Annotated in this window: 15 protein-coding genes, 1 tRNA gene and 1 pseudogene; 7 read left to right on the top strand and 10 right to left on the bottom strand. The window is 65.0% G+C overall.

Features of this window, described 5'->3' with window-relative positions; all coding sequences use genetic code 11:
* The first annotated feature begins 2 nt into the window (after positions 1-2).
* Positions 3-1,400, top strand: coding sequence for a dihydrolipoyl dehydrogenase (lpdA, locus tag PCJ21_RS09895; RefSeq protein ID WP_269931229.1), 1,398 nt, complete (start codon positions 3-5; stop codon positions 1,398-1,400).
* Positions 1,401-1,528: 128 nt separating this feature from the next.
* On the opposite strand, the gene PCJ21_RS09890 is transcribed toward lpdA, so the two are convergent.
* The 4 genes and pseudogenes from PCJ21_RS09890 to PCJ21_RS09875 all read right to left on the bottom strand — a co-directional run bounded on the left by PCJ21_RS09890 (position 1,529) and on the right by PCJ21_RS09875 (position 15,961).
* Positions 1,529-2,143: an invasion associated locus B family protein gene (locus PCJ21_RS09890; protein WP_269931228.1), complete on the bottom strand. Its 615-nt coding sequence runs from the start codon at positions 2,141-2,143 to the stop codon at positions 1,529-1,531.
* Between the two features lie 62 nt (positions 2,144-2,205).
* Positions 2,206-13,767: pseudogene (locus tag PCJ21_RS09885) on the bottom strand (autotransporter-associated beta strand repeat-containing protein); the annotation flags it as partial.
* A gap of 809 nt (positions 13,768-14,576) precedes the next feature.
* A tRNA-Arg gene (locus tag PCJ21_RS09880) sits at positions 14,577-14,653 on the bottom strand.
* 144 nt (positions 14,654-14,797) lie between these two features.
* Complete coding sequence (locus tag PCJ21_RS09875; protein ID WP_269931226.1) at positions 14,798-15,961, bottom strand: M20 aminoacylase family protein; 1,164 nt, start codon at positions 15,959-15,961, stop codon at positions 14,798-14,800.
* Positions 15,962-16,171: 210 nt separating this feature from the next.
* Here PCJ21_RS09875 and PCJ21_RS09870 point away from each other — a divergent pair, with 210 nt between their 5' ends.
* Both PCJ21_RS09870 and PCJ21_RS09865 read left to right on the top strand, forming a co-directional pair.
* Positions 16,172-17,314 carry a D-alanyl-D-alanine carboxypeptidase family protein gene (locus PCJ21_RS09870; protein ID WP_442865996.1) on the top strand — a complete coding sequence of 381 codons (1,143 nt, stop codon included), beginning with the start codon at positions 16,172-16,174 and terminating at the stop codon, positions 17,312-17,314.
* Positions 17,311-18,441 (top strand): CobW family GTP-binding protein, encoded by a 1,131-nt coding sequence (locus PCJ21_RS09865; RefSeq protein WP_269931224.1) that lies wholly within the window; start codon positions 17,311-17,313, stop codon positions 18,439-18,441. The genes PCJ21_RS09870 and PCJ21_RS09865 overlap by 4 nt, the downstream gene beginning before the upstream one ends.
* A gap of 413 nt (positions 18,442-18,854) precedes the next feature.
* Here PCJ21_RS09865 and PCJ21_RS09860 read toward each other — a convergent pair whose 3' ends face one another.
* The 5 genes from PCJ21_RS09860 to PCJ21_RS09840 form a co-directional block, all read right to left on the bottom strand.
* The gene (locus PCJ21_RS09860) at positions 18,855-19,088 is read right to left on the bottom strand and encodes a sulfurtransferase TusA family protein (protein ID WP_269931223.1); all 234 of its coding nucleotides are present in this window, start codon (positions 19,086-19,088) and stop codon (positions 18,855-18,857) included.
* A 5-nt stretch (positions 19,089-19,093) separates the two neighbouring features.
* Positions 19,094-20,395: a L,D-transpeptidase family protein gene (locus PCJ21_RS09855; RefSeq protein ID WP_269931222.1), complete on the bottom strand. Its 1,302-nt coding sequence runs from the start codon at positions 20,393-20,395 to the stop codon at positions 19,094-19,096.
* 224 nt (positions 20,396-20,619) lie between these two features.
* Positions 20,620-21,570, bottom strand: a complete 951-nt coding sequence (locus PCJ21_RS09850) for an acetyl-CoA carboxylase carboxyltransferase subunit alpha (protein ID WP_269931221.1) — start codon at positions 21,568-21,570, stop codon at positions 20,620-20,622.
* Between the two features lie 99 nt (positions 21,571-21,669).
* Complete coding sequence (locus PCJ21_RS09845; protein ID WP_269931220.1) at positions 21,670-22,581, bottom strand: site-specific tyrosine recombinase XerD; 912 nt, start codon at positions 22,579-22,581, stop codon at positions 21,670-21,672.
* Positions 22,578-22,727: a histidine kinase gene (locus PCJ21_RS09840; protein WP_115730645.1), complete on the bottom strand. Its 150-nt coding sequence runs from the start codon at positions 22,725-22,727 to the stop codon at positions 22,578-22,580. Before PCJ21_RS09840 ends, PCJ21_RS09845 begins: the two co-directional genes overlap by 4 nt.
* Before the next feature lie 149 nt (positions 22,728-22,876).
* Here PCJ21_RS09840 and PCJ21_RS09835 point away from each other — a divergent pair, with 149 nt between their 5' ends.
* From PCJ21_RS09835 to PCJ21_RS09825, 3 genes are read left to right on the top strand one after another with little or no spacing between them, the layout of a single operon-like run.
* On the top strand, positions 22,877-23,500 hold the full coding sequence (locus tag PCJ21_RS09835; RefSeq protein ID WP_269931219.1) for a shikimate kinase: 624 nt from the start codon (positions 22,877-22,879) through the stop codon (positions 23,498-23,500).
* On the top strand, positions 23,497-24,618 hold the full coding sequence (aroB, locus tag PCJ21_RS09830; protein ID WP_269931218.1) for a 3-dehydroquinate synthase: 1,122 nt from the start codon (positions 23,497-23,499) through the stop codon (positions 24,616-24,618). Before PCJ21_RS09835 ends, aroB begins: the two co-directional genes overlap by 4 nt.
* Positions 24,615-25,526: an HlyC/CorC family transporter gene (locus tag PCJ21_RS09825; RefSeq protein WP_269931217.1), complete on the top strand. Its 912-nt coding sequence runs from the start codon at positions 24,615-24,617 to the stop codon at positions 25,524-25,526. The genes aroB and PCJ21_RS09825 overlap by 4 nt, the downstream gene beginning before the upstream one ends.
* An 83-nt stretch (positions 25,527-25,609) precedes the next feature.
* Here PCJ21_RS09825 and PCJ21_RS09820 read toward each other — a convergent pair whose 3' ends face one another.
* Positions 25,610-25,912: a BolA family protein gene (locus PCJ21_RS09820; protein WP_269931216.1), complete on the bottom strand. Its 303-nt coding sequence runs from the start codon at positions 25,910-25,912 to the stop codon at positions 25,610-25,612.
* Between the two features lie 144 nt (positions 25,913-26,056).
* Here PCJ21_RS09820 and PCJ21_RS09815 point away from each other — a divergent pair, with 144 nt between their 5' ends.
* Positions 26,057-26,665, top strand: a complete 609-nt coding sequence (locus PCJ21_RS09815; RefSeq protein ID WP_269931215.1) for a J domain-containing protein — start codon at positions 26,057-26,059, stop codon at positions 26,663-26,665.
* Positions 26,666-26,677: the final 12 nt, after the last annotated feature.

The following is a 26,677-nucleotide window of genomic DNA, read 5'->3' as shown; positions in this document are numbered from 1 at the left end:
CTGTGAAGGAAATCTCCTGCAAGCTTCTCGTCATCGGCGCCGGCCCCGGCGGCTACATCTGCGCCATCCGGGCCGGCCAGCTCGGCATAGACACCGTCATCGTCGAGGCGGTCAAGCCCGGCGGCACCTGCCTCAATGTCGGCTGCATCCCCTCCAAGGCGATGATCCACGCCGCCGACGAATATCTCAAGGTAAGCGAGATGGCTGGGGGCACCAGCCCGCTCGGCATCAGCCTGTCGACGCCTGTGCTCGATCTCGCCAAGACCGTCGCCTGGAAGGACCGCATCGTCGGCCGCCTGACAACCGGCGTCGCCGGCCTGCTCAAGAAGGCCCGAGTCAAGTCGGTGCAGGGCTGGGCGCGCTTTCGCGACGGCAAGACCGTCGAGGTCGATACCGAAACCGGCCTGCAGGTGATCCGCGCCGAGACCATTGTGATTGCCACCGGTTCGGTCCCGGTCGAACTGCCGTTCCTGCCGTTCGGCGGGCCGGTGATCTCGTCGACCGAAGCGCTGGCGCTCAAGCAGGTGCCGGCAGCGCTCGCCGTCGTCGGGGGCGGCTATATTGGCCTCGAGCTCGGCACCGCCTTTGCCAAGCTCGGCTCAAAGGTCACCGTGGTCGAAGCACTGCCACGCATCCTGCCGCAATACGACGCCGAACTGACCCGGCCCGTCGCCAAGCGGCTCGAGGCGCTCGGCGTCAAGGTTTTGACCGGCGCCAAGGCCAAGGGGATTTCCTCCAAGGGCGATGCGCTGCTGGTCGAGGCCGCCGACGGCAGCGAGCAGAAGATATCGGCCGACAAGGTGCTGGTGACTGTAGGCCGCAAGCCGCTTGTCGAGGGCTGGGGCCTCGAAGAGATCGACCTCGACCGCGATGGCCGCTTCATCCGCATCGACGAGCAGTGCCGCACCTCGATGCGCGGCATCTATGCCATCGGCGACGTCACCGGCGAGCCGATGCTGGCGCACCGGGCGATGGCGCAGGGTGAGATGGTCGCCGAGATCGTTGCCGGCCACAAGCGCAGCTGGGACAAGCGCTCGATCCCCGCCGTCTGCTTTACCGACCCCGAGGTCGTCACCGCTGGCCTGTCGCCAGACGAAGCCAAGGCAATGGGCATCGAGATCAAGTCGTCGCAGTTCCCGTTCTCGGCCAATGGCCGGGCGATGACCCTGCTTGGGGAAGACGGCTTTATCCGCATCGTAGCCCGCGCCGACAACCATCTGGTGCTCGGCATCCAGGCAGTCGGCACCGGCGTCGCCGAGCTTTCCTCCGCCTTCAGCCTGGCCATCGAGATGGGCGCGCGCCTGGAGGATATCGCCGGCACCATCCACGCGCATCCGACCCAGGGCGAAGCCTTCCTCGAGGCCGCGCTACGCACGCTCGGCCACGCGCTCCACATCTGACCCGGGCCTGCTTCGTCCGACGTCGTCGAATGAGCATGAAACCTCCGACCCCATCTATTGGGGTTGGAATGCCGGCGCTGAAACAAGGTAGGAAGGCCGAGCGACGGTCCTCACCATGTTTCAGAGGGTCACTTACCTGTGCCTGCCAACTCGACCAATCGCTGATAGGCCGGCTTGAAACCCTTCAGCGAGACGTCGGTTTTCACTGGCTGGCCGTTGTCGGCAGTCATCAGCACGCTCGCGGTCTCGGCGTTCGCGAGCTTCCCGAGAAGTTCTTCGGCCAAGTCGATCTCGGAGACACATCCGGCAGGCAGGCACGTGCGATAGGCACCGCGCAGGACTTCCTCCTCGGCGATGTTGACGCTGACGCCGTCCGACAGACGCAGGCCGAACGGCAGCACCATTGTCGCCCTGGCGCCCTGGTCGGTGTTGCCGATTGCTACCATCAGCACGCGCTGGCCGGTGCCTTGCTGCAACAGTTCCTGGCTCATCTGGCAGGTGCGTTTGGCCTGTTCGCCTTCCATCCTGTTGGCGCATTGCACGGTCCATGCCTCGTAGGTTTCGGACAATGTGCTCGGCCCCTGCACGCCTTCGGCCGTCTGGGCCATGGCTGTGGTCGTTAGTGTCGCGGCGCTCAGAGCGAGCAGCAGATGCCGGGCAAATTTGGGGGTCTTCATGGTGTTCTTGTACTCGTTCTGGTGAGTTTGGCATCGATGGGCCTTGCGGTTACAAGCCTGGCCCATCGATATCGAGGATTGGTTACCACAGCGTCGCTGACGCGATGTGGTTCCATAGCTGGCGGGCGCTACCAGTTCATCCGGAAGCCGACGGTACCACCGATGGCATTGCTGCCGCCGATGTTCTCCAGGCTCGTGTTCACGTGCGCTTCGCCATAGACCGAATATTTGTCGCCGGCCCAGTTGTAGGAACCGCCGACTCCGAGACCGCCGCGCAGGCGGTCGTCCCGGCTTGCGAAAGCGGCGCCGGCGACGTCGATCTCCGACCTGCCCAGCAAGTCATAGTACACATTGGCAATGCCGTAGACCCGCGCGCGGGTGACTTGCCCGTCTCCGTCTCGCCATTCGACATCATGGTTGGCTGCGATACCAAGGCGAGCCACGAGGCTGCGGCTGCTGCCAAGCGACACATCGGCCCCGAACGTATCGGTGAAGTCGTCGAACCGGACCGAGGAATAGGCAAGCTGGGCCTGCGGCGTCAGTGACCAGTTGCCGGAGAGGGCGACGCGCTGCCCGGCTTCGATGCTGAGGCCGTAGCCCATGCCGTCGTTCCCCTCGACCAGGTTGCGACCGGCGGTCGCCGATTGCAGATCGCTGTCGTACCACGTGACCTGCGCCTGGCCGTCCAGGTAGAAGCCGTTTTCGCCGTACCAGGTCAGCGTCGCCCCCAGGCCAATTCCGGAGGAGTCGATGCCACCGACGCCAAACGTCGACCAGACGCTGGACGAGGCGAGGCCGTATTGAGCGAACACGCCGCCGATCAGGCGTCCGGTTTCGGTTTCCATGAGCAGCCCGTCGATGCCGGTCTGCAGCTTCCACGTATTGGCGTTGTAGTCAGCACCGCTCGTCGAGATTTCCGGCTCAAACTCGGCATGGGCCGCTTCGATGCGCGCCCAGATGCCGTTGCTGTCGGCCGGGGTCTGCCCTTCGGCGGTCAGGCGCGCACCATCGGTGCGGGTTCCCCAGGCCCTGTTGCCGACACGCTGCTGCAACGTGCCGAGCTTGTTGAGCTGTTGGAGCGAGCCGGCATAGCTTTCATAGATCGGCACGCCCGGCTGGTAGAGCTCGCCCGGCCCTGTGGGATTGAGCAATGCGGAACGCAAGTACCAGTCGCCGTCGGTCGGCGTCGAAACCCCGCCCTTGTAGAGCCGGTATCCGTAGGCGCCGGCGACGATCGCCTGCTCGCCCCCGAACACATAGTCGCCGTCGAGCGCGAAGGTGCCGTTGGATGCGCCGCCGACATCGATGATCTTGATGCCCTCGACCGTCTGCTCGCCGAGGCCGCCCCGATTGGTCACGTCGACGATCGTATTGCCCGAGGTGGCGCCGGTGATCGCCAGGCGGCTGGTCGCCGATGCGTCGTCGCCAAGCACGGTCGCGATCTCGATGCGACCGTCATTGCCGGTGTAGTCACCTTGAATGGTCAAGGTGCCAATACCGCCGAGCCCGGCGGCGATGATGCCGCCATTGGTCGTGGCGCCAACCTTGCCGGTGCCTTCCAGCCGGCCACCAACGGTCACTTCAAGCGTGCCACCCAGCGCGCCATTCACAACCAGCGTACCGCCATAGACGCTTGCAGCGCCGCCATAGGCGCTGCTGTCGGCGGTGAGCAGCAGCCTCCCGTCGCCTGCCTTGTTGAACGCACCGGTGCCGGATAGCGCGCCGTTGAGCGTCAGGCTGGTAGCGGCGTCGGTCAGGAACGTGCCTTCGCCGGTGAACGTCACTGTGCGATCGCTCGTCATGTCCGCCGTCGTCTGCAACGCGCCGCCGTCGAAGGACAGGCTGCCGGAGGCCGCGCCCAGAGCGGTATCGGCCGCCACCTGCAAGGTGCCGCCTGCCATCAGGGTGCCGCCGCCATAGCTGTTCACCCCGGAGAGGATCAGCGTGCCGGCATCGCCCTTGACCAGTTGGCTCGTCCCGGACAGTTCGGCGGCAATCGTCGCCGTCATCGCCGCGCCGGCCGTCGTGCCGTCGCCGACGCGGATCGTTGCCTGCGTGCCGGTGAGTTCCAGCGCCTCGCCTTCGATGCTGTAGCCGTCGGTGGCGAACTGCATGCCGGTGGCGGCGACCTGGCCGAGGCTGTTGTCCACCGTCACGGTGCCTGCGGCACCGGTGAAGATGGCATAGGAGCCGTTGGCGTAGGGGGCGTTGATGGCGCCGGTGGCATCCGTCCAGTTGTCGTTGCCGGGCTTGTTGAGCCAGGTGCCATCGCCGCCGGCGATTGCGCCGTCAAACTTCGGCCCGGCGTCGCCGTCCCAGTAGTTCAGCGTCAGCCCGGCACCGTTCACCAGATTGATCTGGTTGGCCACAGACGTTTGCAGGAACACGTCGCTGTCGGCGGGCATGGAGCCAAGCGCCAGGCCGTTGTCGGTGAGCGTGCCGTCATAATTGATGACGCGGTAGATACCGGCGCCAAAGGCGCCGCCCGCTGTCTCCGAGACGTTGAGCGTGCCATCGAGCACGAGATCGCCCTCGACCTCGATGAGGTCGTTGAGCGTGCCTCCGGCGACATTGGCCGCGCCGAACTGCATGTTGAGCGCCGAACCTGCCGCCAGTGCGAGATCGCCCTTGATGGTCAGCGTGCCGACGACACCCGCCCCGCTGCCGGGTTCGAGCATGCCGCCGTTGGCGATGGAGACATTGCCGCCGATGATGCCGGCGCCTCCGAGCTTAGCGCCGCTGGCGACGCTTGTCGCTCCCGTCGCTGCCGACTGGTCTCCGTTTACGAGCAAGGCGCCCGCATCGACCTTCGTCGCACCAGCATAGCTGTTGGCGCCGGTCAGAACCGTGGTGCCCGTTCCCGTCTGCGTGAACGCGCCGCTGCCGGAAATGGCGCCAGCCAGAGCCATCAGGTCGGAGCGATTGGCAACGAGCAACCCGTCATTGACGATGTCACCCGCAATGCTGCCAAGCGTACCGCCATTGCCCAGTTGCAGCGTGCCGTCGGCAATCGTGGTGCCGCCGAGATGGACTGCATCGGTCAGCAGCAACAGTGTGCCATCGCCGTCTTTGGTGAGCCTGCCGCCGCCGGAGATCGGGCCATCCAGCGCCAGCGTGGTCCCGGCATCGGTGAGCAGCGTTCCGTCGCCAACCATCGCGACATAGCGGTCGGTCGAGAAATCGGCTGTCGTCCGCAGTGTGCCGCCGTCGAACGACACGCCGCCGAGGGCGGCGCCGAGATTGGCGTCGGCGCTGACCTGCAACACGCCACCCCTGATCAGAGTGCCCCTGGTGTAGCCATTGGCGCCGGTGAGAACCAGCGTGCCCGTGTCGGACTTGACCAGACGCGAATTGCCGTTGAGGGCCGCATCGATGGTGGCCGTGGTCCCGGCACCGCCTGTCGTGCCGTCGCCGACGCGGATCACTGTATCGGGTGCACCGACCAGATTGATCGCGTCGCCGCCGACCGAATAGCCGTCGGTGATGAACTGCATGCCCGAGACGTTAACCGCGCCGAGGTTGTCGTCGACCGTGACCGTACCTGCAGCGCCCGCGAACACGGCAAACGCCGCATCCTCGAACGGTGCATTGGCGACGCCGTCCTCGGTCCAGTTGTCATTGCCGGTGCCGCCTGCAGCCGCCTGCCAGGCGCCGTCTCCGCCGTCGATCGTGCCATTGTTCTTGGGGCCGGCATCGCCGTCCCAGTAGCGCAGCGCCAGGCCGGCGGTGTTGACCAGATTGACCTGGTTGGCGATCGAGGTCTGGACATAGAAGTTCGGCGAGGGGAGGTTGACCGTCCAGCCGCTGTTCGTCAACGAGCCGCCGTAGTTGAAGACGCGGTAGACGCCGGGGTCGAAGCTGCCGCCGGCGGAGGCATCGACGTTCAGCGTACCGCCGAGCGTCAGGTTGCCGCCGACATCGATCAGGTCGTTCAGCGGTCCGCCCGGCACATTGGCCTGGCCGAAGCTGAAATTCTGCACCGAACCGGAAGCGAGCGTGAGGTCGCCAACAATGCTCAGCGTGCCCGGCGCGGTGCCGAGATCGCCCGGATTGATCGCGCCGCCACTGGCGACCACGACGTTGCCGCCGATGGTGCCGATGCCGCCGAGCGTGCCGCCGGCATTGACGGTGGTGAGCCCGGCCGCCCCAGTCTGGTCGCCGTTGATGTAGAGGCTGCCGGCGTTGATCGTCGTTGTGCCGGAATAGCTGTTGGCGCCGGTGAGCACCGTTTCACCGGGGCCGTTGTGATGAAGGGAACCCAGACCGGAAATCGCGGACGAGAAGGTGTAGTTCGCATCGCTGTGATTGAAGTTGATACGATTGCCGAGCGCGGCCATCGTCACAGCGCCAGCGTCAAGCGTGCCCGCACGGGCAGCAGGCCCGCCTTCCGCGCCGCCGATATTCAGCGCGGCGTTGCCGGTCCCCATGGCAAACGTTCCACCGCCCACCCTGACCAGGCCGCCATCGGCGATGGTGAGCGTGCCGGCACCCGCACCAGTGCCGATGGTGAGACCGCCAGTCGTGGCGAAGCGCGAGTCCGTGCCCGAGACCAAAACCGACGCCGGTCGCGCGGCCGACACCGATCCGATCGTAGCGGTGGTGAAGCTTGCCGTGCCGCCGTCGAGCAGCGAGAAGCTGCCGTTGGTCATCGCCAGCGTGCCGGTGCTCGTCCAGTTGGAATTCGCGCCCGTGATCGTGACGGTGGGAGCCGTGTTGTTGCCCGCCACTGCACCGATCAGGTTCGTGCCAGTCGACGTCAGGGTGCCACCATCGCTGATGATGGCGTTCGCGATCGACGTTGCGCTGTTGGCCGCAATTTCCACCGCGCCTGCCAGTTCGACGAGCGAGCTAGCACCGGAGATATTCAGATTTGCTGCCGAACTTCCGACAGGGCTTGTCTTGCGAAGCACCAGTCCGCCTGTCGTCGCTCGCAGAACGCCGCCATTTTCGACGTTGATCGTCGCAGCCGAAGATCCCGACTGCGCGATGATCGATGCGGCCTCGAAGGTTGAGCCGACACCCGAAACAGTCAGCCCGCCCTGGCTGACGCCCAACCCACCTCCCGATGAAACCGTGTTGCCGGCGGTGATACGAAGCTGGCTGAGGTTGACCCCGGTGGCGCCACCATAGCTGCTATCGGCGGTGAGGGTCAGAACTCCCTGGTTCTGGGTTACCGAACCCGAGCCGCTGATCACGCCGTCAAAGCTGTAATTGGCGGTGCGATTGAAGGCGAGGGCGCCGTTGTTAAGGATATCGCCGGCGATTGAACCGGTGGTGCCGGTATTGCCGATCTGCAACGTGCCTTGGCTGATCGTTGTGCCACCGGTATGCGTAGCATCGCCCGTCAGGATCACCGTACCGGCACCAGCCTTGGTGAGCGATCCGGCGCCGGCAATGCCGCCCGTCAACGTCCAGAACGTGCCGCTATCCGTGTTGATCGTGCCGGCTCCGGCCAGCGTGACCGCGCGATTGGAGGCGAAGTCCGTTGTCGTATTGAGCGTGCCGCCGCCGAAGCTCAGGCCGCCCGCGGCGGCACCGAGATTGGCGTCACTGGCGATCCTGACAGTGCCGCCATTGATCGCGGTGCCGCCGGTGTAGGTGTTTGCACCGGTCAGCACCAGCGTGCCGGCATCGGTCTTGACCAGCTCCGTGTTGCCGCCAAGCACGGAGTCGATGGTGGCCGTCATGCCCGCACCCGCCACCGTGCCGTCACCGACCCGGATGGTCGATTGTGGCCCGACCAGTTGGAGAACGCCGCCAGCAATGACATAGCCATCGGCCGCAAACTGCATGCCTTCGGCCGTCACTGGACCCTGGCCGTTGTCGATCGTGACGACGCCGCCGGTGCCCGCGAAGATGGCAAAGGTGCCGTCGCTGTACTTGTCATTCAACAGGCCATTGGCTTCCGTCCAGTTATCGTTGCCGTTGCCGGAACCGGCCTGCCAGATGCCGTTGCCGCCATTGACGATGCCGTCGAACTTGGGGCCGGCATCGCCGTCCCAGAAGCTGAAATTCGAGCCGCCGGCCACAAGATTGACCTGTCCCGTTACCGAGGTCTGGACCACGCCGGTGCCGCTCGGCAGGGTGCCGATGTCCAGTCCGTTGTTGGTCAGGGCGCCGGTGTAGCTGATGATGCGGTAGATGCCGGGGCCAAAGGTGCCGCCCGCCGTTGCGGAGACATCCAGCGTGCCGTCGAGCGTCAGGTTGCCCTTGACGTCGATCAGGTCGTTGAGCGCCCCGCCGACGGAGCCTGCCTGGCCGAACTGCATGGCCAGCTTGGATGCCGCATCGAGCGAAAGGTCGCCGTTGATGGTGAGCGTGCCGGCGCCGTTGCTGCCCGGTGTGATGGTGCCGCCGGCGACGACCACATCACCGCCGATGATGCCGGTGCCGCCAAGCGTTGCGCCGGACTGGACGGTTGTCAGGCCGCTCGCGGCCGACTGGTTGCCGTTAACGAGCAGCGTACCTGAATTGACGTTCGTCGCCCCGGTGTAGCTGTTGGCGCCGGTCAGGGTCGTCGTCCCAGACCCGATCTGGCTGATGCCGCCGGCACCCGAGATCAGGCCGCCATAGCTGTGGCTGTCGGAGCGGTTGAAGGCGAGCGCACCCCCGGCAACGATGACGTTGCTGGTGATCGAGCCGGTCGTGCCGCCATTGCCCAGCACCAGCGTGCCGGCGTTGACGACGGTGTTGCCGGTAAAGCTGTTGTTGCCGGTCAGCACCCAGGTGCCGCTGTCGTTCTTGGCGAGAATGGTCTTGCCGGTGCCGGCATCGCCGATCGAGCCGGCAAGCGTGTTGTTGCCGGTGTTGGTGCCGCCAAGCGCAATGGTACGGTTCTGGTTGGCGCCTGCAAGGGTCACCGGTCCGGTGTCGGTGAAGACGATTGCGCCCGTGCCGGAGGATTCGATGAAGGTTACACCCGCCGAAAGCGTGAACAGGCGGTTGGTGGTGTCGCCCCCGCCGGTGTAGCGCAGCGTCGAGCCGTTGCCGATGATCAGGTTCGACGCGGCCGCCGACGATGCGCCAAGGCTGGAGGCCAGCCCGCCGTCGGCGAGCTTGTCGACGCCGAGCACGCCGCCGCTGATCGTGGTGACGCCGGTATAGGTGCTGCCCGGATTGGTCAGGATCCAGGTGCCGGTGCCGCTCTTGGTCAGCGAGGTGACGCCGGTGCCGTTGTTGGTCAGTTGGGCGCCGAGCTTGTTGTCGCCGGTGTTGGTGCCGGCGAGCGTCAGCGTCTGCGCGGTATTGGCCGCGGCGAAGGTGACAGCCGCGCTGCTGGTGAAGTCGATCGCGCCCGTTCCCCAGGATTCGAGCGAATTGCCGCCGGAAGCGCCCAGCGTGAACCGACGATCCGTACTGCCGCCGGAACCGATGTAGCGCAGCGCCCCGCCATTGATGACGAGATTGCTGGCGTCGGCGCTGGACATGCCGATCGAGCTGGCAACGCCGCCGTCGTTCAGGCACGCGACGTCCAGATAGCCGCCATTGACCGTCGTGCTACCGCTATAGCTGCTGTCGCAGCCGGTCAGCCTCTGGATCCCGGTGCCGTTTTTGACAAGGTTGCCGATGCCGCTAATCGCGCCCGCGTAATGGGAGGTATTGGAGGAATTGCCCGCCGAGATGGTGAGGGTCGCCCCGCCGAGCTCGACATTGCCGCCGGTCGTTCCACCACCGACAAGAATCGAAACGCTCGTATCGAAGCCGTTCAGGTCGAGCGTTGCCCCCGCGACGTTGGAGAATGAAGCAGGCCCGCCGCCGCCCAATGCGGTCGCTGAGCCAGCACGCAATATTCCGCCTCTGACATTGGTGCCGCCGCTGAAGCTGTTGACGCCCGACAGGACCAGGGTGCCTGCGCCGTCCTTGTTCAGGCGGCCACTACCCACCACATTGCCCTGGAACTCAAGCGTCGTTGCGGCGTTGGTAACGCCGAGATAGCCCGCACCGGCAAGCGTGAAGCCCCGGTCAGTAGTCGCGCTCGCGCCTGTATACGTCAGGAAGGCATTATTACCCAAAACGAGGTTCGCGGACGCTGCGCTTGACGCGCCCAGGCTGCTCGCGCCCCCGCCATTTGCGATACAGTCGAAACTCAACGATCCGAAGATGGTCGTGGCGCCGGTGTAATCGCTGGTGCAACCGCGCAACGCCTGCGTCAGGCTGCCTGCCCCGCGCGTGAACCCGCCCGTTCCGGTGATCCGGCCCGTGAAGACGGCACTCAGGCCCGCCGTGGTCAGCGTCCTGCCGCCGAGATCCACCACGCCGCCGCCGAGCAGGCCGCCCACGGTGATGTCGTAGCCGCCAAGCTCCAGCCTGGTGCCGGTGTCGACCGTCATCATGTTCGCGTTGCCGAAGGCCTGCGCCGAACCCGCGCGCAGTGTGCCGCCGCTCACGCGCGTGCCGCCGGTGTATGTATTGGCGCCCGTCAGCACCAGCGTGCCGTCGCCCTCCTTGGTCAGGCCGCCGGCGCCGATCACGGTGCCGCCGACGGTGAGCGTGGTCGCCGCGGCGGAGACATCCACCAGGCCGCCGCCCGTGTTGAGCGTGAAGCCGCGGTCGATGCTGACCGTTCCGCCGGTATAGCGCAGCCGCCCGCCGCCACCCAGGACGAGATTGGCCGAATCCGACGACGCAGCGCCTATGCCGCTGGCGACCCCGCCATTGGCCAGCGTGTTCACCGAAAGCGTCCCGCCATTGACCGTGGTGACGCCGGTATAGTCGTTCGCGGCGTTGGCCAGCGTCAGCGTGCCGTCGCCGGTCTTGGTGAAGCCCGAGCCGTCGGGGCTGGTCACCAGGCCCGAGAAGGTGACGTCGGTCGTTGCCAGCGCGACTTCGATGGTGCGCGACGGCCCGCCATTGACCAGCGTGAAGCCGCGGTCGGTAGAGGCCGTCGCGCCGACATAGCGCAGCGTCCCGCTTTCGAGCACCAGGTTGGAGGAATCGACGCCGGCCTGGCCGATGGCGCTGGCCGTGCCGGCATTGGCGACCGAATTGATCGCCAGCGTGCCGCCGCTCAGCGTTGTCGCGCCGGTATAGGTGTTGGCGCCGCTGAGCAGCGCATAGCCGGTGCCGGCCTTGGTGAAGCCGGTCGCGCCGCCATTGTCGACGATCGTCGATTCGATGGTGAAGGTGCCGCCGCCGTTGTGCTGCAGGCCGAGCACGCCGCTGGCGGCGCCGGTCAGTTGTCCGCCGGTGATGCCCTGGTTGGCGGTGCCGACGCTGCTCGCCACGATGATGGTGCCGTCGACGCCGAGCGTCTGGCCGGCTGCGACATTTACCGTCGCGCCGGCGGCCGCCGTGTATTTCAGGCCGCCGAGATGCCGGCTGCCGTTGACGGTGCCGAAGAATGCCGTGTCGGGCAACCCTCCGGTATCGCTGACGATGTCTCCGGTCAGCCAGTTCGCGGCATTGTCCTTCTCGGCATAATCGCCGGCATCCAGGGCCACGATCTTGCCCGCGTCCACCTTGGCGTAGTCGGTGCCATTGACCGTCGCCCAGCCGCCAAGGGCCGCGCTCGTGGTGGTGATGGTGGTGCCTGCATCCATGCCGAAATCGACGATGCCGCCGGTGCGGGTGACGCCGCCCAGGTTGAGCGTCAGGCTGCCGCCGGCCCCCGACAGGGCGTTGATCTTGTTGCTGCCGGCAATGACGTTCAGGCCGTTGACCGTCTGGGTGTTGGCTTCGCCGCCCGCGCCGCTGACGTTCAGCACGCCGCCCGCCAGGTTCAGCGTCGAGGTGGCCGACAGGATATTGTCCCCCGGCGCGGCGGCATTGGCGAAATCGAGCGAAATCGCGCCGCCATTGATGGTGGTGTTGCCCGTAAACGTGCTGGCGCCCGTCAGGGTCAGGCTGCCCGCGCCCTGTTTCAACAGGTCGCCGTTGCCGGTGATGGCGCCGCCGAAGGTGGAACTGGTCGTCCCCTTCACCGTCAGTTCCGCGCCGCCCAGCGCAATGCTGCCGCCGGTTCCGGCAAGCGAGATGAAGGTCTTGTCGAAGCCGCCGAGATCGAGCGTGCCGCCATTCACGGTCGCGGTCTTCGCAGTTCCGAAAGCCTCCGCGTGGCCGGCCTTGAGCGTGCCGCTGTCCACGACGATGTTGCCGGTAAATGTGTTCGCCCCGCTCACCACCCAGGTGCCGGCGCCATCGGAACGCAGTGTTCCCGCTCCGGAAACAACGCCTGACAGCGCGTTTGTGCCGGCAAAGCTGCCGCCAAGCGTCAGCCTGTCGGCGACTGCCGCAACGGAGATATTGCCACTGAGTGACAGGGCGCCGGTGCCGTCATTGGCGAGGATCGATTGGCCGCCAGCTCCGAAGTTGCGATTGCTGCTGTCGCCAGTACCCGTATAGACCAGCGTTCCGTTGCCGAGGTTGATATTGGTGCCCCGACCCAGGGTGCTGGAAACACCGATATCCTTCAGTGCGTTCGCCCGGACTGTCACGTTCTGGATCGCAACGCCGCCACCGAAGGTGTTGTCCCCGGTCACGGTGATGGTACGGCCCGCGCTGCCACCAAACACCACGCCGACGCCGGCGACGTTGCTGCTGATCGTGCCGGTAAGCTCGATATCGGCAGTGGCTGCGTTGAAGGTCATATTTCGGACTGAGATACTGGAATTCGTATGAGCGCTGACGATATTGCCGGTCAGCGTCAAGGTCCCGGTGCCCTGGTTGGCGATGGTGGAGGCCCCGTACTGCCACGAGGCAAGCCGCCAGTTTCGGTTGGAACTGCCGCCGCTGCCGGTATAGACGGCAGTGGCACCAGCGCTGCTGCCAACCCCCAGCGAGATCGTGCCGCTGGCCGCATCGACGGGTGCGCCGAGCGCGCTTGCCGTGCCGATATCGCCGATGGTTGCAAAATAGATCGCGCCGCCACTAACGATACCAGTGGCACCTGTGTAGTCGTTGGTGTCGTCGTCGAGCCTGACGGTTCCGGTCACCGCCAGTCCGCCGGCGCCCGTAAAATGCGCCGCGCCCACGCCGGCGCCGCTGATCGCGGCCTGCCCGCCTGAAAGGGTGATCGTGCGGCCGGCCAGGCTTCCGCTGCTGCTCAGTCCTGCCCCTGCGGCCAGCTTCACACCATTGCCCGCCGCACCCAGGGCCGCATCACTGTTCACCCTCAGGGTTCCGGCCAGAATGTCGATGTCGCCGACGAACGTGTTGACGCCGTTCAACGTCAGCACCCCGGCAAGGGCCTTGGTCAGGCCGGACGAGCCTGCGATCACCGAATTTATGGTGACCCCGGTGTTGCTGCCAATCGTTGAAATCGTCGGCGTTACGCCGCCCAGGGTCAAGACGCCGCCGCTCAGCGTGTAGCCACCCACATTGAATATAAGGCCATTTACGGTGATCGGCGAACCCAGCGTCACCGTGCCGGCTGTTCCACCAAAGATCGCGGTATCGAGCGTGCCGTTGTTCCATGCCGAATAGGGACCGCTGACGCCGTCGTTGCTGGGGCTCCAGAAGGCGCCGCTCAGGTTCCAGGCACCCGCGCCGCCATACCCCATGGTCGTGCCGTTGGGATCCCAGTAGCGGTCGACCGCCGCTGTCGCCGTGCCGACCGCCAGGGCCGAGGCAATCGCGAGAGGGAGCGCGCGGGTCGAGATCAAGCTGACGATCTCGGCAACGTTCGGCGCGAAACTTGCGGCCTGGCCCTTCCACTTGGTCATGCGCCCGCCGCGCATCACGCGACGCCATGCAGAAACGTCACGCGATGTTGCCGACGATACGTTCGACCGCGGTGTTGTTGTTGGAGCGTGGGCCGTCGAGACGTCCTGCATGTACCTCAATTCCCTCTTAAAGTCCGTCCCGAGCGGCGACCGTCCTGGCCGCAATATCCCTGCGTGGCGGGTGTGCGCTCGTTGCCGATGTCGGATTCCCGCGGCAGGCGCGCAAAGCCCGAGAGGGACCCGCGGCGCCGGCCGGCCAGAAAAATCCTGCTTAAATCAACGATGGAGATGCGCTCTGTTGAGGCGATTCGCCTCCGCGACGCTTGCGTCCTGCATCCGAGGCACAGCGGCGAACCGATCTGTCAGCTCACCAGTGAAATAGATCAGCGTTGAACGCTGCGACCTGACCGCACCGAGCATGGAAACCCCCTCGCAATTACAACCATCCGGGTGGGATGCCGGTGCCCAGGGTATCTCGTTGGAATTCCGCAGGTTCCAACGGCGCATCGATACCCACGCGCATTCCGCCCAGTTGATTCACGAATGAAGATAGGCGCACAGATTGGGGCGCCTGTCTTTCAAGATACTCTGATCGATTTCAGGAAACTCCTCCATTCGCACGCCGCGTGCCCGGCTGCTTGCGGATTGATGCCGCCGCGCCGTGTTGCCCGGGTCAGGAGATGACGCATCATCGATGCCCGCCTCGAATCGCAACGCTGCAAAATGGGTGGACGAATGCGCGATTGGCATGAAGTTGGCGTAAACTGAAAATGCAACGAACTGCTACATGCAGCGGATTTTCACCAACTCGATTACGCCAATGATTTGAAGGGCTTGAGTGGTGATCCCGACAGGAATCGAACCTGTGACCTACAGATTAGGAATCTGCCGCTCTATCCTACTGAGCTACGGGACCACTCGGCAGCACACATAGCGGCTTCCGGCGGATTCGCCAACGGTTTTTGCCGGGCTTTGGTCTGAGAGGCCAAACCGCGCCCGATGCGACGAAATTCGAACGGGTCCAGGGCGGCGTTGCAGCCCTGGACGCGTTTCGGAGGCGTTATGCGGCGAGGGCGGTCTCGGCCAGGCGCACCCAGTAGCTGACGCCGTGCGGGATGACCTCGTCGTTGAAGTCATAGGCCGGGTGGTGAAGGTTGGCGCTGTCGCCATTGCCGATGAAGATGAAGGCGCCGGGGCGTGCTTCCAGCATGTAGGAAAAATCCTCGCCGCCCATCAGCGGCTGGATTTCCCGGTGCACTTTGGGCTCGCCGGCGACTGCCGCTGCGACATCGCCGGCAAAGACCGTCTCGTCGGGGTGGTTGAAGGTGACCGGATAGTTGGCATCGTAGTCGAGTTCGATGGCAGTGCCGGTGGCTTCGGCGACGCCGCGGCAGATGGCGTGCATGCGCGCCTCGGCGAGCTTCGCCACCTCCTTCTTCAGCGTGCGAACGGTACCGGCAAGCACCGCGTGCTCGGGAATGACATTGTAGGCCGAGCCGGCGTTGAACTTGGTCACCGAGACGACGATGGCCTCGGCCGGGTCGGTCGAGCGCGAAGCGATGGCCTGAAGGGCGGTTACCAACTGGCTGCCGGCGACAATCGGATCGATGGCGTGGTGCGGCATGGCGGCATGGCCGCCCTTGCCGGTGACGGTGATGGTGAATTCGGCGGTGGCGGCCATGATGGCGCCCGGGCGAATGGCGAACTGGCCGACGGGCAGGCTTGGCATGTTGTGCATACCAAACACCTTTTCGATGCCGAAGCGCTCCATCATGCCGTCCTTGACCATCTCGTTGCCGCCGCCGCCGCCTTCTTCGGCGGGCTGGAAGATGACGGCGACGTCGCCGGCGAAATTGCGCGTCTCGGCGAGATATTTGGCCGCACCCAGCAGCATGGCGGTGTGGCCGTCATGGCCGCAGGCGTGCATCTTGCCCGGAACGGTCGAGGCGTAGGGCTTGCCGGTGATCTCCTCGATCGGCAGCGCGTCCATGTCGGCGCGCAGGCCCACGACGCCACCCTTGCCGAGATTGCCCTTGATGATGCCGACCACGCCGGTCTTGCCGAGCCCGGTGACGATCTCGTCGCAGCCGAACTCTTTCAGCTTTCCGGTGACGAAGTCGGCGGTTTCGAAGACGTCGAAATTGAGCTCAGGCTTCTGGTGCAGGTGGCGGCGCCAGCCAGCAATTTCTTCCTGCATTTCGGCGGCTCGGTTCAGGATCGGCATGATTTGTCTCGACTTCCTGTTTGTTGGACCAGCGGTCCGGATTCGCAATTGTGATCGTGCAAGCTCTGCCATCTTGACGTCACATAGGCTATTTAGCAGCGGCGGCGACGTCGTGGCCATGGCTTTTGACCGGCCAGCGCGTTGCCATCCCGGTTTACGGAAATCTTATGGACGGCCGGTTATGATCGGCAAGAGGCTATTTCGGATTTGATGATGAAGATGCAGTTCGTCAAAAGCACGTTCCTTGGTCTTGCAGCCGCCACGATGATCGGCGTGGGCTCGGCCGCGGCCAATCCGGCGCTGCTTTTCGATATCAATTCCGGCGCGGTGATCGAGCACCAGGAGGCCTTCATGCGCTGGCATCCGGCGTCGCTGACCAAGCTGATGACGGCCTACACGACGTTTCGCGCCGTCCAGGCAGGCGAACTGGCGCTGAACTCGCCGATCAAGATCAGCAAGCGGGCGGCGGCCTTCCCGCCGGCCAAGATGGGTTACAAGCCCGGATCCGTGCTGACGCTCGACAATGCACTGAAGATCATCATGGTCAAGTCGGCCAACGACGTCGCCGCGGCGATCGGCGAGAATGTCGGCGGCTCGACCGAGGCGTTTGCCGAACGCATGAACGCCGAAGCCCGGCGTCTCGGCATGACCGGCAGCCACTGGGTCAACGCCAACGGCCTGCACGATCCCGAGCAGTACACGACGGCCCGCGATCTCGCGATCCTGGTGCGGGCAATCCGCCTCGAGTATCCGCAATACGAATCCTATTTCGACATCGAGGGCATCATTGCCGGCAAGGCCAAGCTCAAGAACTTCAATCCGCTGGTCGGCCGGTTTCCGGGCACCGACGGCATGAAGACCGGCTTCGTCTGCGAATCGGGCTTCAACCTGATCGCCTCCGCCAGCCGCGACGGGCGAACGCTTGCAGCGATCGTGCTTGGCGCGACCTCGCCCGACGACCGCGCCGAAGACGCCGCCAAGATGCTGCAGGGCGGCTTCGGCCGCAACGGAAGCTCGATGAGCGTGATGGGGCTCGTGCCCTACGGCGACAATCGCGACATCGTCACCAACATGCGCGAGGCGGTTTGCTCGCCGAAGGCCAAGCATGCCGCCTCGGACGGGCCGGCGCCAACGGAGGCCGGATCGGCGCCGGAAAAGGTCTCGATCATCCCGGAGATGACGCGCCCGCGGAGCTGGGTGACGGTCAGCCTCGGCGGCGCGACCGGCCCGGTGCCCAAGGCGCTGGCAGGGCGCGATCTTGTCGAACAAGCTGACGTGCCGCTGCCGACATGGCGGCCGGACATGCCCGCTCCGGCCGGAGCGGCACCGCTTGCGACGAAGGCGCGGTCGTGAACCCCGGCGCAGCATTTCCAATCCCGGTTTCGGTGCTGACCGGCTTTCTCGGCGCCGGCAAGACGACGCTGCTGAACGCGCTGCTGAAGGATCCGGCGCTGGCCGACACGGCCGTCATCATCAATGAGTTCGGCGACGTCGCCATCGACCATCTGTTGGTCGAAAAGGCGTCTGACGGGGTGATCGAGCTATCCGACGGCTGCCTGTGCTGCACGGTGCGCGGTGAACTGGTCGACACGCTGGCCGACCTGGTCGACCGCCTCCAGACCGGCCGCATCCAGCGGCTGGCTCGCGTTGTGATCGAGACGACAGGCCTGGCCGACCCGGTTCCGGTGCTGCAGTCGATCATGGGGCATCCGGCACTGCTGCACGCCTTCCGGCTCGACGGCGTCATCACGGTTGTAGACGCCGTCAATGGCGCGGCGACGCTCGACGGCCATGTCGAGGCGGTCAAGCAGGTCGCTGTCGCCGACCTTATCGTGCTGACCAAGTCCGATCTGGTTGACGATCCGGCCTGGGCCGAGGCGTTGCTGGAGCGGCTGCGCCGCATCAATCCGGGCGCCGAAATCCGCCCCGCGGGCGAGTGCGCCATGACGCAGCTCATCCAGTGCGGATTGTACGATCCCGCGACCAAGACCGCCGACGTGCGCCGCTGGCTCGGCGAGGCGGCCGAGAATGATCACCGCCATCACCATCATCATGGCGACGGGCATGACCATCACGACCACGCTCACGACCATGGTCACGGACATCATCACGACGCCCGCGTCGGCTCGTTCACGCTTGTTCATGACAGCGCCTTGCCGTTCACGACGATCGAGATGTTCCTCGACCTGCTGCTGTCGACGCAGGGCGACAAGATGTTGCGCATCAAGGGTATCGTCGAACTGGCCGAGGACCGGTCGCGGCCGCTGGTGATCCATGGGGTGCAGAAGCTGCTGCATCCTCCGGCGCGCCTGCCTGCCTGGCCCGATGCGGTACGCGGGACCCGGCTCGTGCTGATCGGCATCGACCTGCCGCGCGATTATGTCGAGCGCCTGTTCGCCGCCTTCGTCAACAAGCCGGCCATCGACACGCCCGACCGCGAGGCGATGGAGAACAATCCGCTGGCAATCGCCGGGCGGTAGGGGCGTCGCTGCGTCCTTCGAGGCTCGCCGGATGAGGACCCGCGGTGCATGGCCGGTACCATGATTTTGGACGTCGGCGCAGCCCCTTACCCTGCCTCTCGCCGCAAGAACGAGGAGAGGGGCGCAGGCGCACCGCTCTAACCCAATCTCATCCCAGGGCCTGCTCGATGTCTGACTCTTCTCAAGATGCCTGGACGCGGAAGCTGCGATCCTCACCCCGTTCTTGCGGGGAGAGGATGCCGGCAGGCAGGTGAGGGGCGGCGCTATGTTGCGTGCTTGTGGCGCGAACGTTCCGCAGTTGCCCGGCGCAAGCGGTCCTCATCCTGAGGTGCGAGCCCGCAACGCGAGGCAGAACCAGCGATTCAGTTGACGGGCGAGCCTCGAAGGACGCACCACTTCCCGAGATTTGAAAATCAGCTTCCGCGCTCGATCAGAAACCGATGACCGCCAGCGACGGCGGTGGTCTCGACCAGCCTGTGGCCGGCATCCTGGCAGAAGGCAGGAATGTCGATCACCGCAAGAGGGTCGGTGGTTTCAAGCCACAGCTGGCTGCCCGGGGCCAGATCGGCAAGGCGGCGCTTGGCCTTGAGCACGGGCAGGGGGCAGTTCAGCCCCCTGAGATCGTAGATATCAGTGGTTGCGCTCACCGCGATCAACTGCCGAACAGGTTGAGCAGTTTCTTCTTGAGCTTGGCGGTGGCGCCGTCGCCTTCGGTCGGGGCGACCTGCGCCGCCTGGGCGGGCGCCTCCTCGGCGACAACAGGGGTCGGTGACGGCACGCCGGCGGTGGCCACCGGCTGCTGGGCGGCGAGCTTGGCTGCCTTGGCAGCTTCAGCGGCAGCGATCTTGGCGGCCTTCGCTGCCTCGGCTGCTGCAAGCTTTTGCTCGGCGGCCTTCGTCTTGGCGGCTTGCTCTGCCTCAAGCGCCGCCATGCGGCGACCCTCGGCGGAATCGATGCGGCCCATCCTTGCTGTCGTCTGGACGACGGAGCCATCCGATGCCATGGCCGGCGGTTCCATGGTCACGCGCTCGCCGCGGGCGCGGCGCTTGGTCCAGTCGGACACCAGATTGGCTTCCTTGATGCCTGCGATGGTCGGCTTCGGGGCTTCGCCGCCTGCTGCGCCGGCAAAGGCGCTGTCATACTGGGTCTTATACGACTGGTAGGCCGTCTGCAGAGACTGCGGCTGCGTGTAGGCGGGGCAGGCGCCGGTCGGATTGAAGCTGGCACCGGCCTCGGGGATACGGTTGAAGACGTAGCGCTTCTCGCAGACGTCGACTTTCGGCGGCATCTTGGTGATCTCGAAGTGGTCGTAGCCTTCCTTCAGCATGGTCCAGAACTGATAGTTCGGGTCGCTCCGGTAACGCGCCATGTTGGCGGCGGTCATCCGGAATGGATAGGACTGCACCTGAAACTCGGTCTGGCCGCCCTTGAACGCGTCGCGGGCAAAGGCATAGATCTCCTCGATCTGCGCATCGGTCATCGAGAAGCAGCCAGATGACGAGCAGGCGCCGTGAACCATCAGGTTCGAGCCGGTGCGGCCGTTGGCGCGGTCATAGGTGTTGGGATAGCCGATGTTGAACGCCAGGTGGTAGCTGGAGTTCGGGTTCATCTGTCCCGGACGCACCGTGTAGAACCCCTCCGGCGACTGGCGGTCGCCCTCGGTGAATTTCGGGCCAAGCTTGCCGGACATCTTGCAGATGTCGTAGCTGGCGACGATGTCGTAGCGGCCGTTGGTCTTCTGTTTCCAGACTTCCAGCTTGCCCTCTTCCTTGAAGACGCGCGCCAGTACGGGCGAGCTCTTGTTCATGCCCTTGGCCTTCATCTCGGCCATGATCCTGGGCGAGAGCTGCCGGTTGGCATGCTGGGGCACGAAATCGTTCACGGAAGATTCCGAACAGCCGGCCACCGCAAGGGCAGCGAGGACAAATCCGGCACGTGCGATATTGGCGATCATTGGTCTAAAGTCGTCTCGTTTGCAGCGATGGCGCGTCCGCGCCCGTGGCTGGCCCGTCCTGATACTGCTTCGACCTTAGGGTCGTTAACCTTGAAAATTCCTTACCGCAAGTTCCAGGCCCGTCCCACGCGCGCAAAATTCACGGCAAGTTCATTGAACTTGGCGAGGCGGCAATTTTGTGGCGAAAAATGGGCTGCGGCCCGATCAGGCCGCAGTTTGCACAATCAGAGGCTGCGGCCGATGGCCAGATACTTTTCGCGGCGCTGCTCGCGGAAATCGATGCCGGAACCGGCGAATTCCTTGAATGTCTTGGCGATCAGGTCGCCGGTCGCCGAAATCACCGCCTCGGCGTTGCGATGCGCGCCGCCGAGCGGCTCGTCGATGATCTGGTCGATGATCTTGAGGTTGAGAAGGTCCTGCGCAGTGATCTTCATGTTGGTCGCGGCGTCCTTAGAGCGCGTCGTGTCGCGCCAAAGGATCGACGCCGCGCCTTCAGGCGAAATCACCGAATAGATCGCATGCTCGAGCATGAACACGCGGTTGGCAGTGGCAATGGCGATAGCGCCGCCCGAGCCGCCCTCGCCGATCACGACTGCGATCGACGGCACCTTGAGGCCGAGGCATGCAGAGGTGGAGCGAGCGATTGCTTCGGCCTGGCCGCGCTCTTCGGCGCCGACGCCGGGATATGCGCCGGCGGTATCGACCAGCATCACGACCGGAATCTGGAAGCGGTCGGCCATCTCCATCAGGCGAACCGCCTTGCGGTAGCCTTCGGGACGGACCGAGCCGAAATTGTGCTTGAGGCGGCTCTTGGTGTCGGAGCCCTTTTCCTGGCCAAGCACCAGCACCGGTTCGCCGCGGAATCGTGCGAAGCCGCTGACCATGGCATTGTCTTCGCCGAAGTTGCGGTCGCCAGCCAGAAGCGTGAAATCGCTGAACAGGCCGTTGATGTAGTCGAGGCAATGCGGACGATCGGGGTGGCGCGCCACCTGGACTTTCTGCCAGGGTGTCAGCGCCTTGTAGGCGTCGCGCAGGGCATCGCGCGAACGCTTTTCCAGCCGCTGGATCTCATCGCCGACATCGACCGCCTCGCCATTCTCGGCGAGCTTCTTGAGCTCGAGGATCTTGCCTTCGAGGTCGGCGACGGGCTTTTCGAAATCGAGGTAATTGTACATTGGCGAGCGGACTACCACGCTGAAAATTTGAGGCGCCGGGAGACCGACAAAAGCGGTGCCGCGCCAATGGAATGAGGCACTCACATAGCGATATGGGCCTTAATCGGCAAGCGGGTGATGCTCGTTGACCAGTTTGAGCAGCCGTTCTTCGAGCACATGGGTGTAGATTTGGGTGGTCGAAATGTCGGAATGGCCAAGCAATTGCTGTACGGCCCGCAGGTCAGCGCCGTTTTGAAGCAGGTGGCTGGCGAAGGCATGGCGCAGTACGTGCGGCGATATTTTCGCCGTGGCAATGCCGGCGCGAGCGGCGAGGCCCTTGAGGTCGCGGGCAAAGACCTGGCGTGGCAGATGTCCGCTTTCTGATGCTGCGGGAAACAGATACGGGCTCTCCGCCAGTTTCGGGTTGCGGTTGCGTTCCGCAAGCCAGCGGCGCATGGCATCCCTGGCCTTGGTTGACAGCGGCACCATGCGGTCCTTGTCGCCCTTGCCGCGGACCACAAAGAAGCGTTCGTCGCGCATTGCCACGGTCAGCGGCAGGCTGACCAGTTCGGACACGCGCAGGCCGGTGGCGTAGAGCACCTCGACAAGCGCATGCATCCTTGCAGCGGAAAGGATGTCCCCGCTGTCGGGAGCCGCCGCCTCGACCGCAGCACGGTCGAGCAGCCGGCCGGTCTCGGCTTCACTCATCGTCTTGGGCAGCGGCCGGTCTTTTTTCGGGCTGTCGAGCGTTCCCGTCGGATCGTCGCCGCGCAAACCCTCGGCATAGAGGAAGCGGAAGAACTGCCTGATGGCCGACAGCTTGCGCGCCTGCGAGGTCGCGGCGAAGCCACGGCCGGCGATGTCGTCGAGATAGCTGCGGATGCCCTCGGCATCGGCGGTGGCCAACCGGCCGCCGAGATGTTCGGAAGCGTCTTCGAGGTCGCGGCGGTAGCTTGACAGGGTGTTGTCGGCGGCGCCGCGCTCGGCGCTCATCATTTCAAGGAACGCTTCGATGCGCGCGCCGCTGTTCATTTTTTCGGCGCGAGTTTTTCAGGCGGAATGCGGACGGTGATTTCGGCCTTCTTCGGCTCCACGAACATCACCAGCGCAAACATGGCGCCGTAGGCGATGCCCGCCAGGACCGCGAGCGTGACAAGGAACCGGAATAGCGTCGGCATCGATGTGTTCGCCCGTCTGCCCTGGATCGCGGTGTCGTTGAGTCGTGTGCCCTTATGGGACGCCGTTTGCGCCATTTCAAGGGCACAAGGGGGCGATGCGCTTGACGCAACCGGGCTTTTCATGTCGATACGCCGACGAAAGGGAAGCCATGACACCCGACGCCCAAAATCAATCGCCTGAAGCCTCGGTCGCCGCGTTGCTCGAGCGGCTTGGCTCGCGTTCGGTCGTCTTTGTCGGCCTGATGGGGGCGGGCAAGACAGCGATCGGCCGCAAGGTCGCGCAGGCGCTGGGGCTGGGCTTCATCGACAGCGATCACGAGATCGAGGCGGTGTCGCGGATGACGATACCGGAACTGTTCGAACGCTACGGCGAAACGGAATTCCGTGCGCTGGAACAGCGCGTCATCGGACGGGTTCTGGAAAACGGCCCGCAGGTGCTGTCGACAGGCGGCGGCGCCTTCATGAACGCGCAGACCCGCGCGGCGATCGGCAGTCACGGCGTGTCGGTCTGGCTCAAGGCCGAGCTCGACCTGCTGATGGAGCGCGTCTCCAAGAAGCAGAACCGGCCGCTGTTGCAGAATGCCGATCCGCGGGCGGTGCTGGCCAGGCTGATGGACGAACGCTACCCGGTCTATGCGCTGGCCGACATCACTGTGCCGACGCGCGACGACCGTAAGGAAGCGATCGCCAGCGAGGTCATAGAAGCGCTTTGCGAGCACCTCGGCTCGCCGTGCAGGCCCTGCAGCATACACGTCTCGGAGGATCACGAATGAGCGAAAGCGATGTCGTCACTGTCGAAGTCGGGCTTGGCGACCGTGCCTACGACATTCTGATCGGTCCGGGCCTGATCGCGCGGGGCGGCGAGCTCATCAAGCAGCGCCTGCCCAAGGCGCGCACCGCCATCGTCACCGACGAAAACGTCGCTGCCGCGCATCTCCAGCCGCTGGTCGAAAGCCTCACCGCCGCCGGGGCGGCGCCAGCGGTGGTCACCCTGCCGGCCGGCGAAAAGACGAAAAGCTTCGAGCATCTGCAGGCCGTCGTTGATGACATCATCGCTGCCCGGCTCGAGCGGGGCGATGCGGTCGTAGCCCTCGGTGGCGGGGTCATCGGCGACCTCACCGGATTTGCCGCTGGCATCGTGCGGCGAGGCATGAATTTCGTGCAGATGCCGACCTCGCTTTTGGCGCAGGTCGATTCTTCGGTCGGCGGCAAGACCGGGATCAACAGCCCGCGCGGCAAGAACCTTATCGGTGTCTTCCACCAGCCCAAGCTGGTGCTGGCCGACACGTCGGCGCTGGACACGCTGCCGCTGCGCGAATTCCGCGCCGGTTATGCCGAGGTCGCCAAGTACGGCCTGATCGACCGTCCTGACTTCTTCGCCTGGCTGGAGAAGAACTGGCGGGAGGTCTTCTCCGGCGGTTCGGCGCGCATCGAAGCGATCGCCCAGTCCTGCCGCGCCAAGGCGGAAGTGGTCGCCCGCGACGAATTCGAGACCGGGGATCGGGCGCTGCTCAATCTCGGCCATACCTTTGGACACGCTCTGGAAGCAGCGACCGCCTATGACAGCAAGCGCCTGGTGCACGGCGAAGGCGTCGCCATCGGCATGGCCCTGGCGCATCGCTTCTCGGCCCGGCTCAACCTGGCCAGCCCCGACGATGCGGCACGCGTCGAGGCGCACCTGCGCGATGTTGGCCTGCCCTGGCGCATGGCGGACATCCCCGGCAGCCTGCCCGACGCGGAAGCGCTGTTCGACTATATCGCCCAGGACAAGAAGGTGTCGCGCGGCGCGCTGACCTTCATCCTGACGCGCGGCATTGGCCAGTCCCTCATCGCCAGGGACGTGCCGGCCTCGGAAGTGCTCTCGTTCCTCAAGGAAAACCACGGCGGATGAGCGAAGCTGGCTGGATCGTCGCGGGCATTCTTGCGGGGCTGATCCTGGCCTTCCTGGTATTCCGCGACCGCATTCTGGCCGCGCTCGGCTACGAGTTGTTTGCGCTGACGCCGCAGCGTTCCGGCCACGACGAGTTGCGCGGGGCCGTCGACGAGCTTCACCGCGACGGCCAGGTGGTCAAGCAGGACCGCGACCAGGTCGGTGGCCTGCTCGACCTGCATGAGCTTGAAGTTTCCGACGTCATGGTCCACCGCACCAATATGCGTTCGGTCAATGCTGACATGGCATCCGAGGCGCTGGTCCGCGAGATCCTGCAGAGCCCCTATACGCGCATGCCGCTGTGGCGCGGCTCCATCGACAACATCGTCGGCGTGGTCCACGCAAAGGATCTGTTGCGCGCGCTGAATGACGTCGAGGGCGATTATTCAAAGGTCGATGTGCCGAAAGTGGCGTCCAAGCCGTGGTTCGTGCCCGATACGACCACGCTTCAGGAACAGCTCAACGCCTTCCTGCGGCGCAAGCAGCATTTCGCCGTCGTTGTCGACGAATATGGCGAGGTCGAAGGCCTGGTGACCCTCGAAGACATCATCGAGGAGATTGTCGGCGAGATTGCCGACGAGCACGATATCGACGTCCAGGGCGTCAAGCAGGAGGCCGATGGCTCGGTGGTCGTCGACGGCACGGTGCCGATCCGCGATCTCAACCGGGCGCTCGACTGGCACCTGCCCGACGACGAGGCGACGACGATTGCCGGGCTGGTGATTCACGAGACCCAGTCGATTCCCGAGGAAAAGCAGGCGTTCACCTTCCACGGCAAGCGCTTCATCGTCATGAAGCGCGACAAGAACCGCCTGGCGCGGATCAGAATCAGGCCGGCTGTGGTGGAGCCGCAGCCGACACAGCGCTGACGATGGTCATCGCCGGCAGATGATACTCAGCACTCGCTCCGCGAATCGTTGAGCATCCGCACGGCGCGAAGATGACCTGGTGGCTACCAGCGCGTCGCTTCGCCGGGCGCGGCAGGCTCGATGGCCAGCGCGTGCAGCCCTGCCTTGAGCTCGGCCGAGAGCGCTTCGTTGACCGCGCGGTGGCGGTCGATGCGGCTCATCCCGGCAAAAGCCGGAGCCACGATGCGGATACGGAAGTGCGTCTCGCCAGAGCCGTCGAAGACTGCCTCGTGGCCGCCGTCGACGTGGTGATGGCCGGCGTGAAGGTGGCTTTCGTTGAGCACGACAAGGCGTTCCGGCGAAAATGCCTGGTTCAGCTTCGTTTCGATCGTCGCCTGTATGGACATCGGGTCTGCCTTTCACCACATGTGTCTTCGTCGCCACCAATCGCTGCCGTCAGCTTAATTGGGCCGCAAATCAGGCGTTAGGGCGATCATCCTGGAAATGTCAATTCTTGTTTCGCCGCAGCAAGAGGCGGTAAATAACATCACATGAAGCCGAACTCGAAATTATTCGACAAGATTCGCGTGCGCCCGGACCCGGAAGCCGAATTGAAGTCGCGCGCGCCGACCTGCCAGTGGGACGGCTGCAAGGAGCCCGGTACGCATCGCGCGCCGGTCGGCCGCATGGCGGAGGGGCAGTATTTCAAATTCTGCTTCGATCATGTCCGCGAGTACAACAAGGGCTTCAATTATTTCTCCGGCCTCGCCGACGGCGATATCGCGCGTTTCCAGAAGGAGGCGCTGACCGGGCACCGGCCGACCTGGACCATCGGCTCCAACGCTTCGGCACGCTCGGCGCCCGATTTCGCCCAGCAGCGCTCCGGCCGCGCCGGCTACACCAATCGCATGCGCGACCCGCACGGTATGTTCGGCACCCAGGGTGCGCCGCGCCAGCGCAAGGCAAAGCCGCTGGAAGCCAAGGCGCTGGAGACGCTCGGCCTCGACACCAAAGCCACGGGCGCCGACATCAAGGCGCGCTACAAGGAACTGGTCAAACGCCATCATCCCGACGCCAATGGAGGCGACCGGGGTTCCGAAGACCGTTTCCGGGATGTGCTCCAGGCCTATCGCGTGCTCAAGCAGGCGGGATTGTGTTGAGCCAGCCGCGGG

Source organism: Aminobacter sp. HY435 (genome assembly GCF_027568395.1).
Taxonomy (GTDB): domain Bacteria; phylum Pseudomonadota; class Alphaproteobacteria; order Rhizobiales; family Rhizobiaceae; genus Aminobacter.
Note: the sequence above shows the minus strand (reverse complement) of the source record. Positions and strands in the feature narration are given on the sequence as shown.

Coding starts and splice junctions, on each gene's coding strand:
- PCJ21_RS09845 (WP_269931220.1), bottom strand. CDS start 22,581: ATGAACAGCGGCGCGCGCATCGAAGCGTTCCTTGAAATGATGAGCGCC.
- PCJ21_RS09855 (WP_269931222.1), bottom strand. CDS start 20,395: ATGATCGCCAATATCGCACGTGCCGGATTTGTCCTCGCTGCCCTTGCG.
- PCJ21_RS09850 (WP_269931221.1), bottom strand. CDS start 21,570: ATGTACAATTACCTCGATTTCGAAAAGCCCGTCGCCGACCTCGAAGGC.
- PCJ21_RS09820 (WP_269931216.1), bottom strand. CDS start 25,912: ATGTCCATACAGGCGACGATCGAAACGAAGCTGAACCAGGCATTTTCG.
- PCJ21_RS09835 (WP_269931219.1), top strand. CDS start 22,877: ATGACACCCGACGCCCAAAATCAATCGCCTGAAGCCTCGGTCGCCGCG.
- PCJ21_RS09870 (WP_442865996.1), top strand. CDS start 16,172: ATGATGAAGATGCAGTTCGTCAAAAGCACGTTCCTTGGTCTTGCAGCC.
- PCJ21_RS09825 (WP_269931217.1), top strand. CDS start 24,615: ATGAGCGAAGCTGGCTGGATCGTCGCGGGCATTCTTGCGGGGCTGATC.
- PCJ21_RS09890 (WP_269931228.1), bottom strand. CDS start 2,143: ATGGGCCAGGCTTGTAACCGCAAGGCCCATCGATGCCAAACTCACCAG.
- PCJ21_RS09815 (WP_269931215.1), top strand. CDS start 26,057: ATGAAGCCGAACTCGAAATTATTCGACAAGATTCGCGTGCGCCCGGAC.
- PCJ21_RS09875 (WP_269931226.1), bottom strand. CDS start 15,961: ATGCCGATCCTGAACCGAGCCGCCGAAATGCAGGAAGAAATTGCTGGC.
- aroB (WP_269931218.1), top strand. CDS start 23,497: ATGAGCGAAAGCGATGTCGTCACTGTCGAAGTCGGGCTTGGCGACCGT.
- PCJ21_RS09840 (WP_115730645.1), bottom strand. CDS start 22,727: ATGCCGACGCTATTCCGGTTCCTTGTCACGCTCGCGGTCCTGGCGGGC.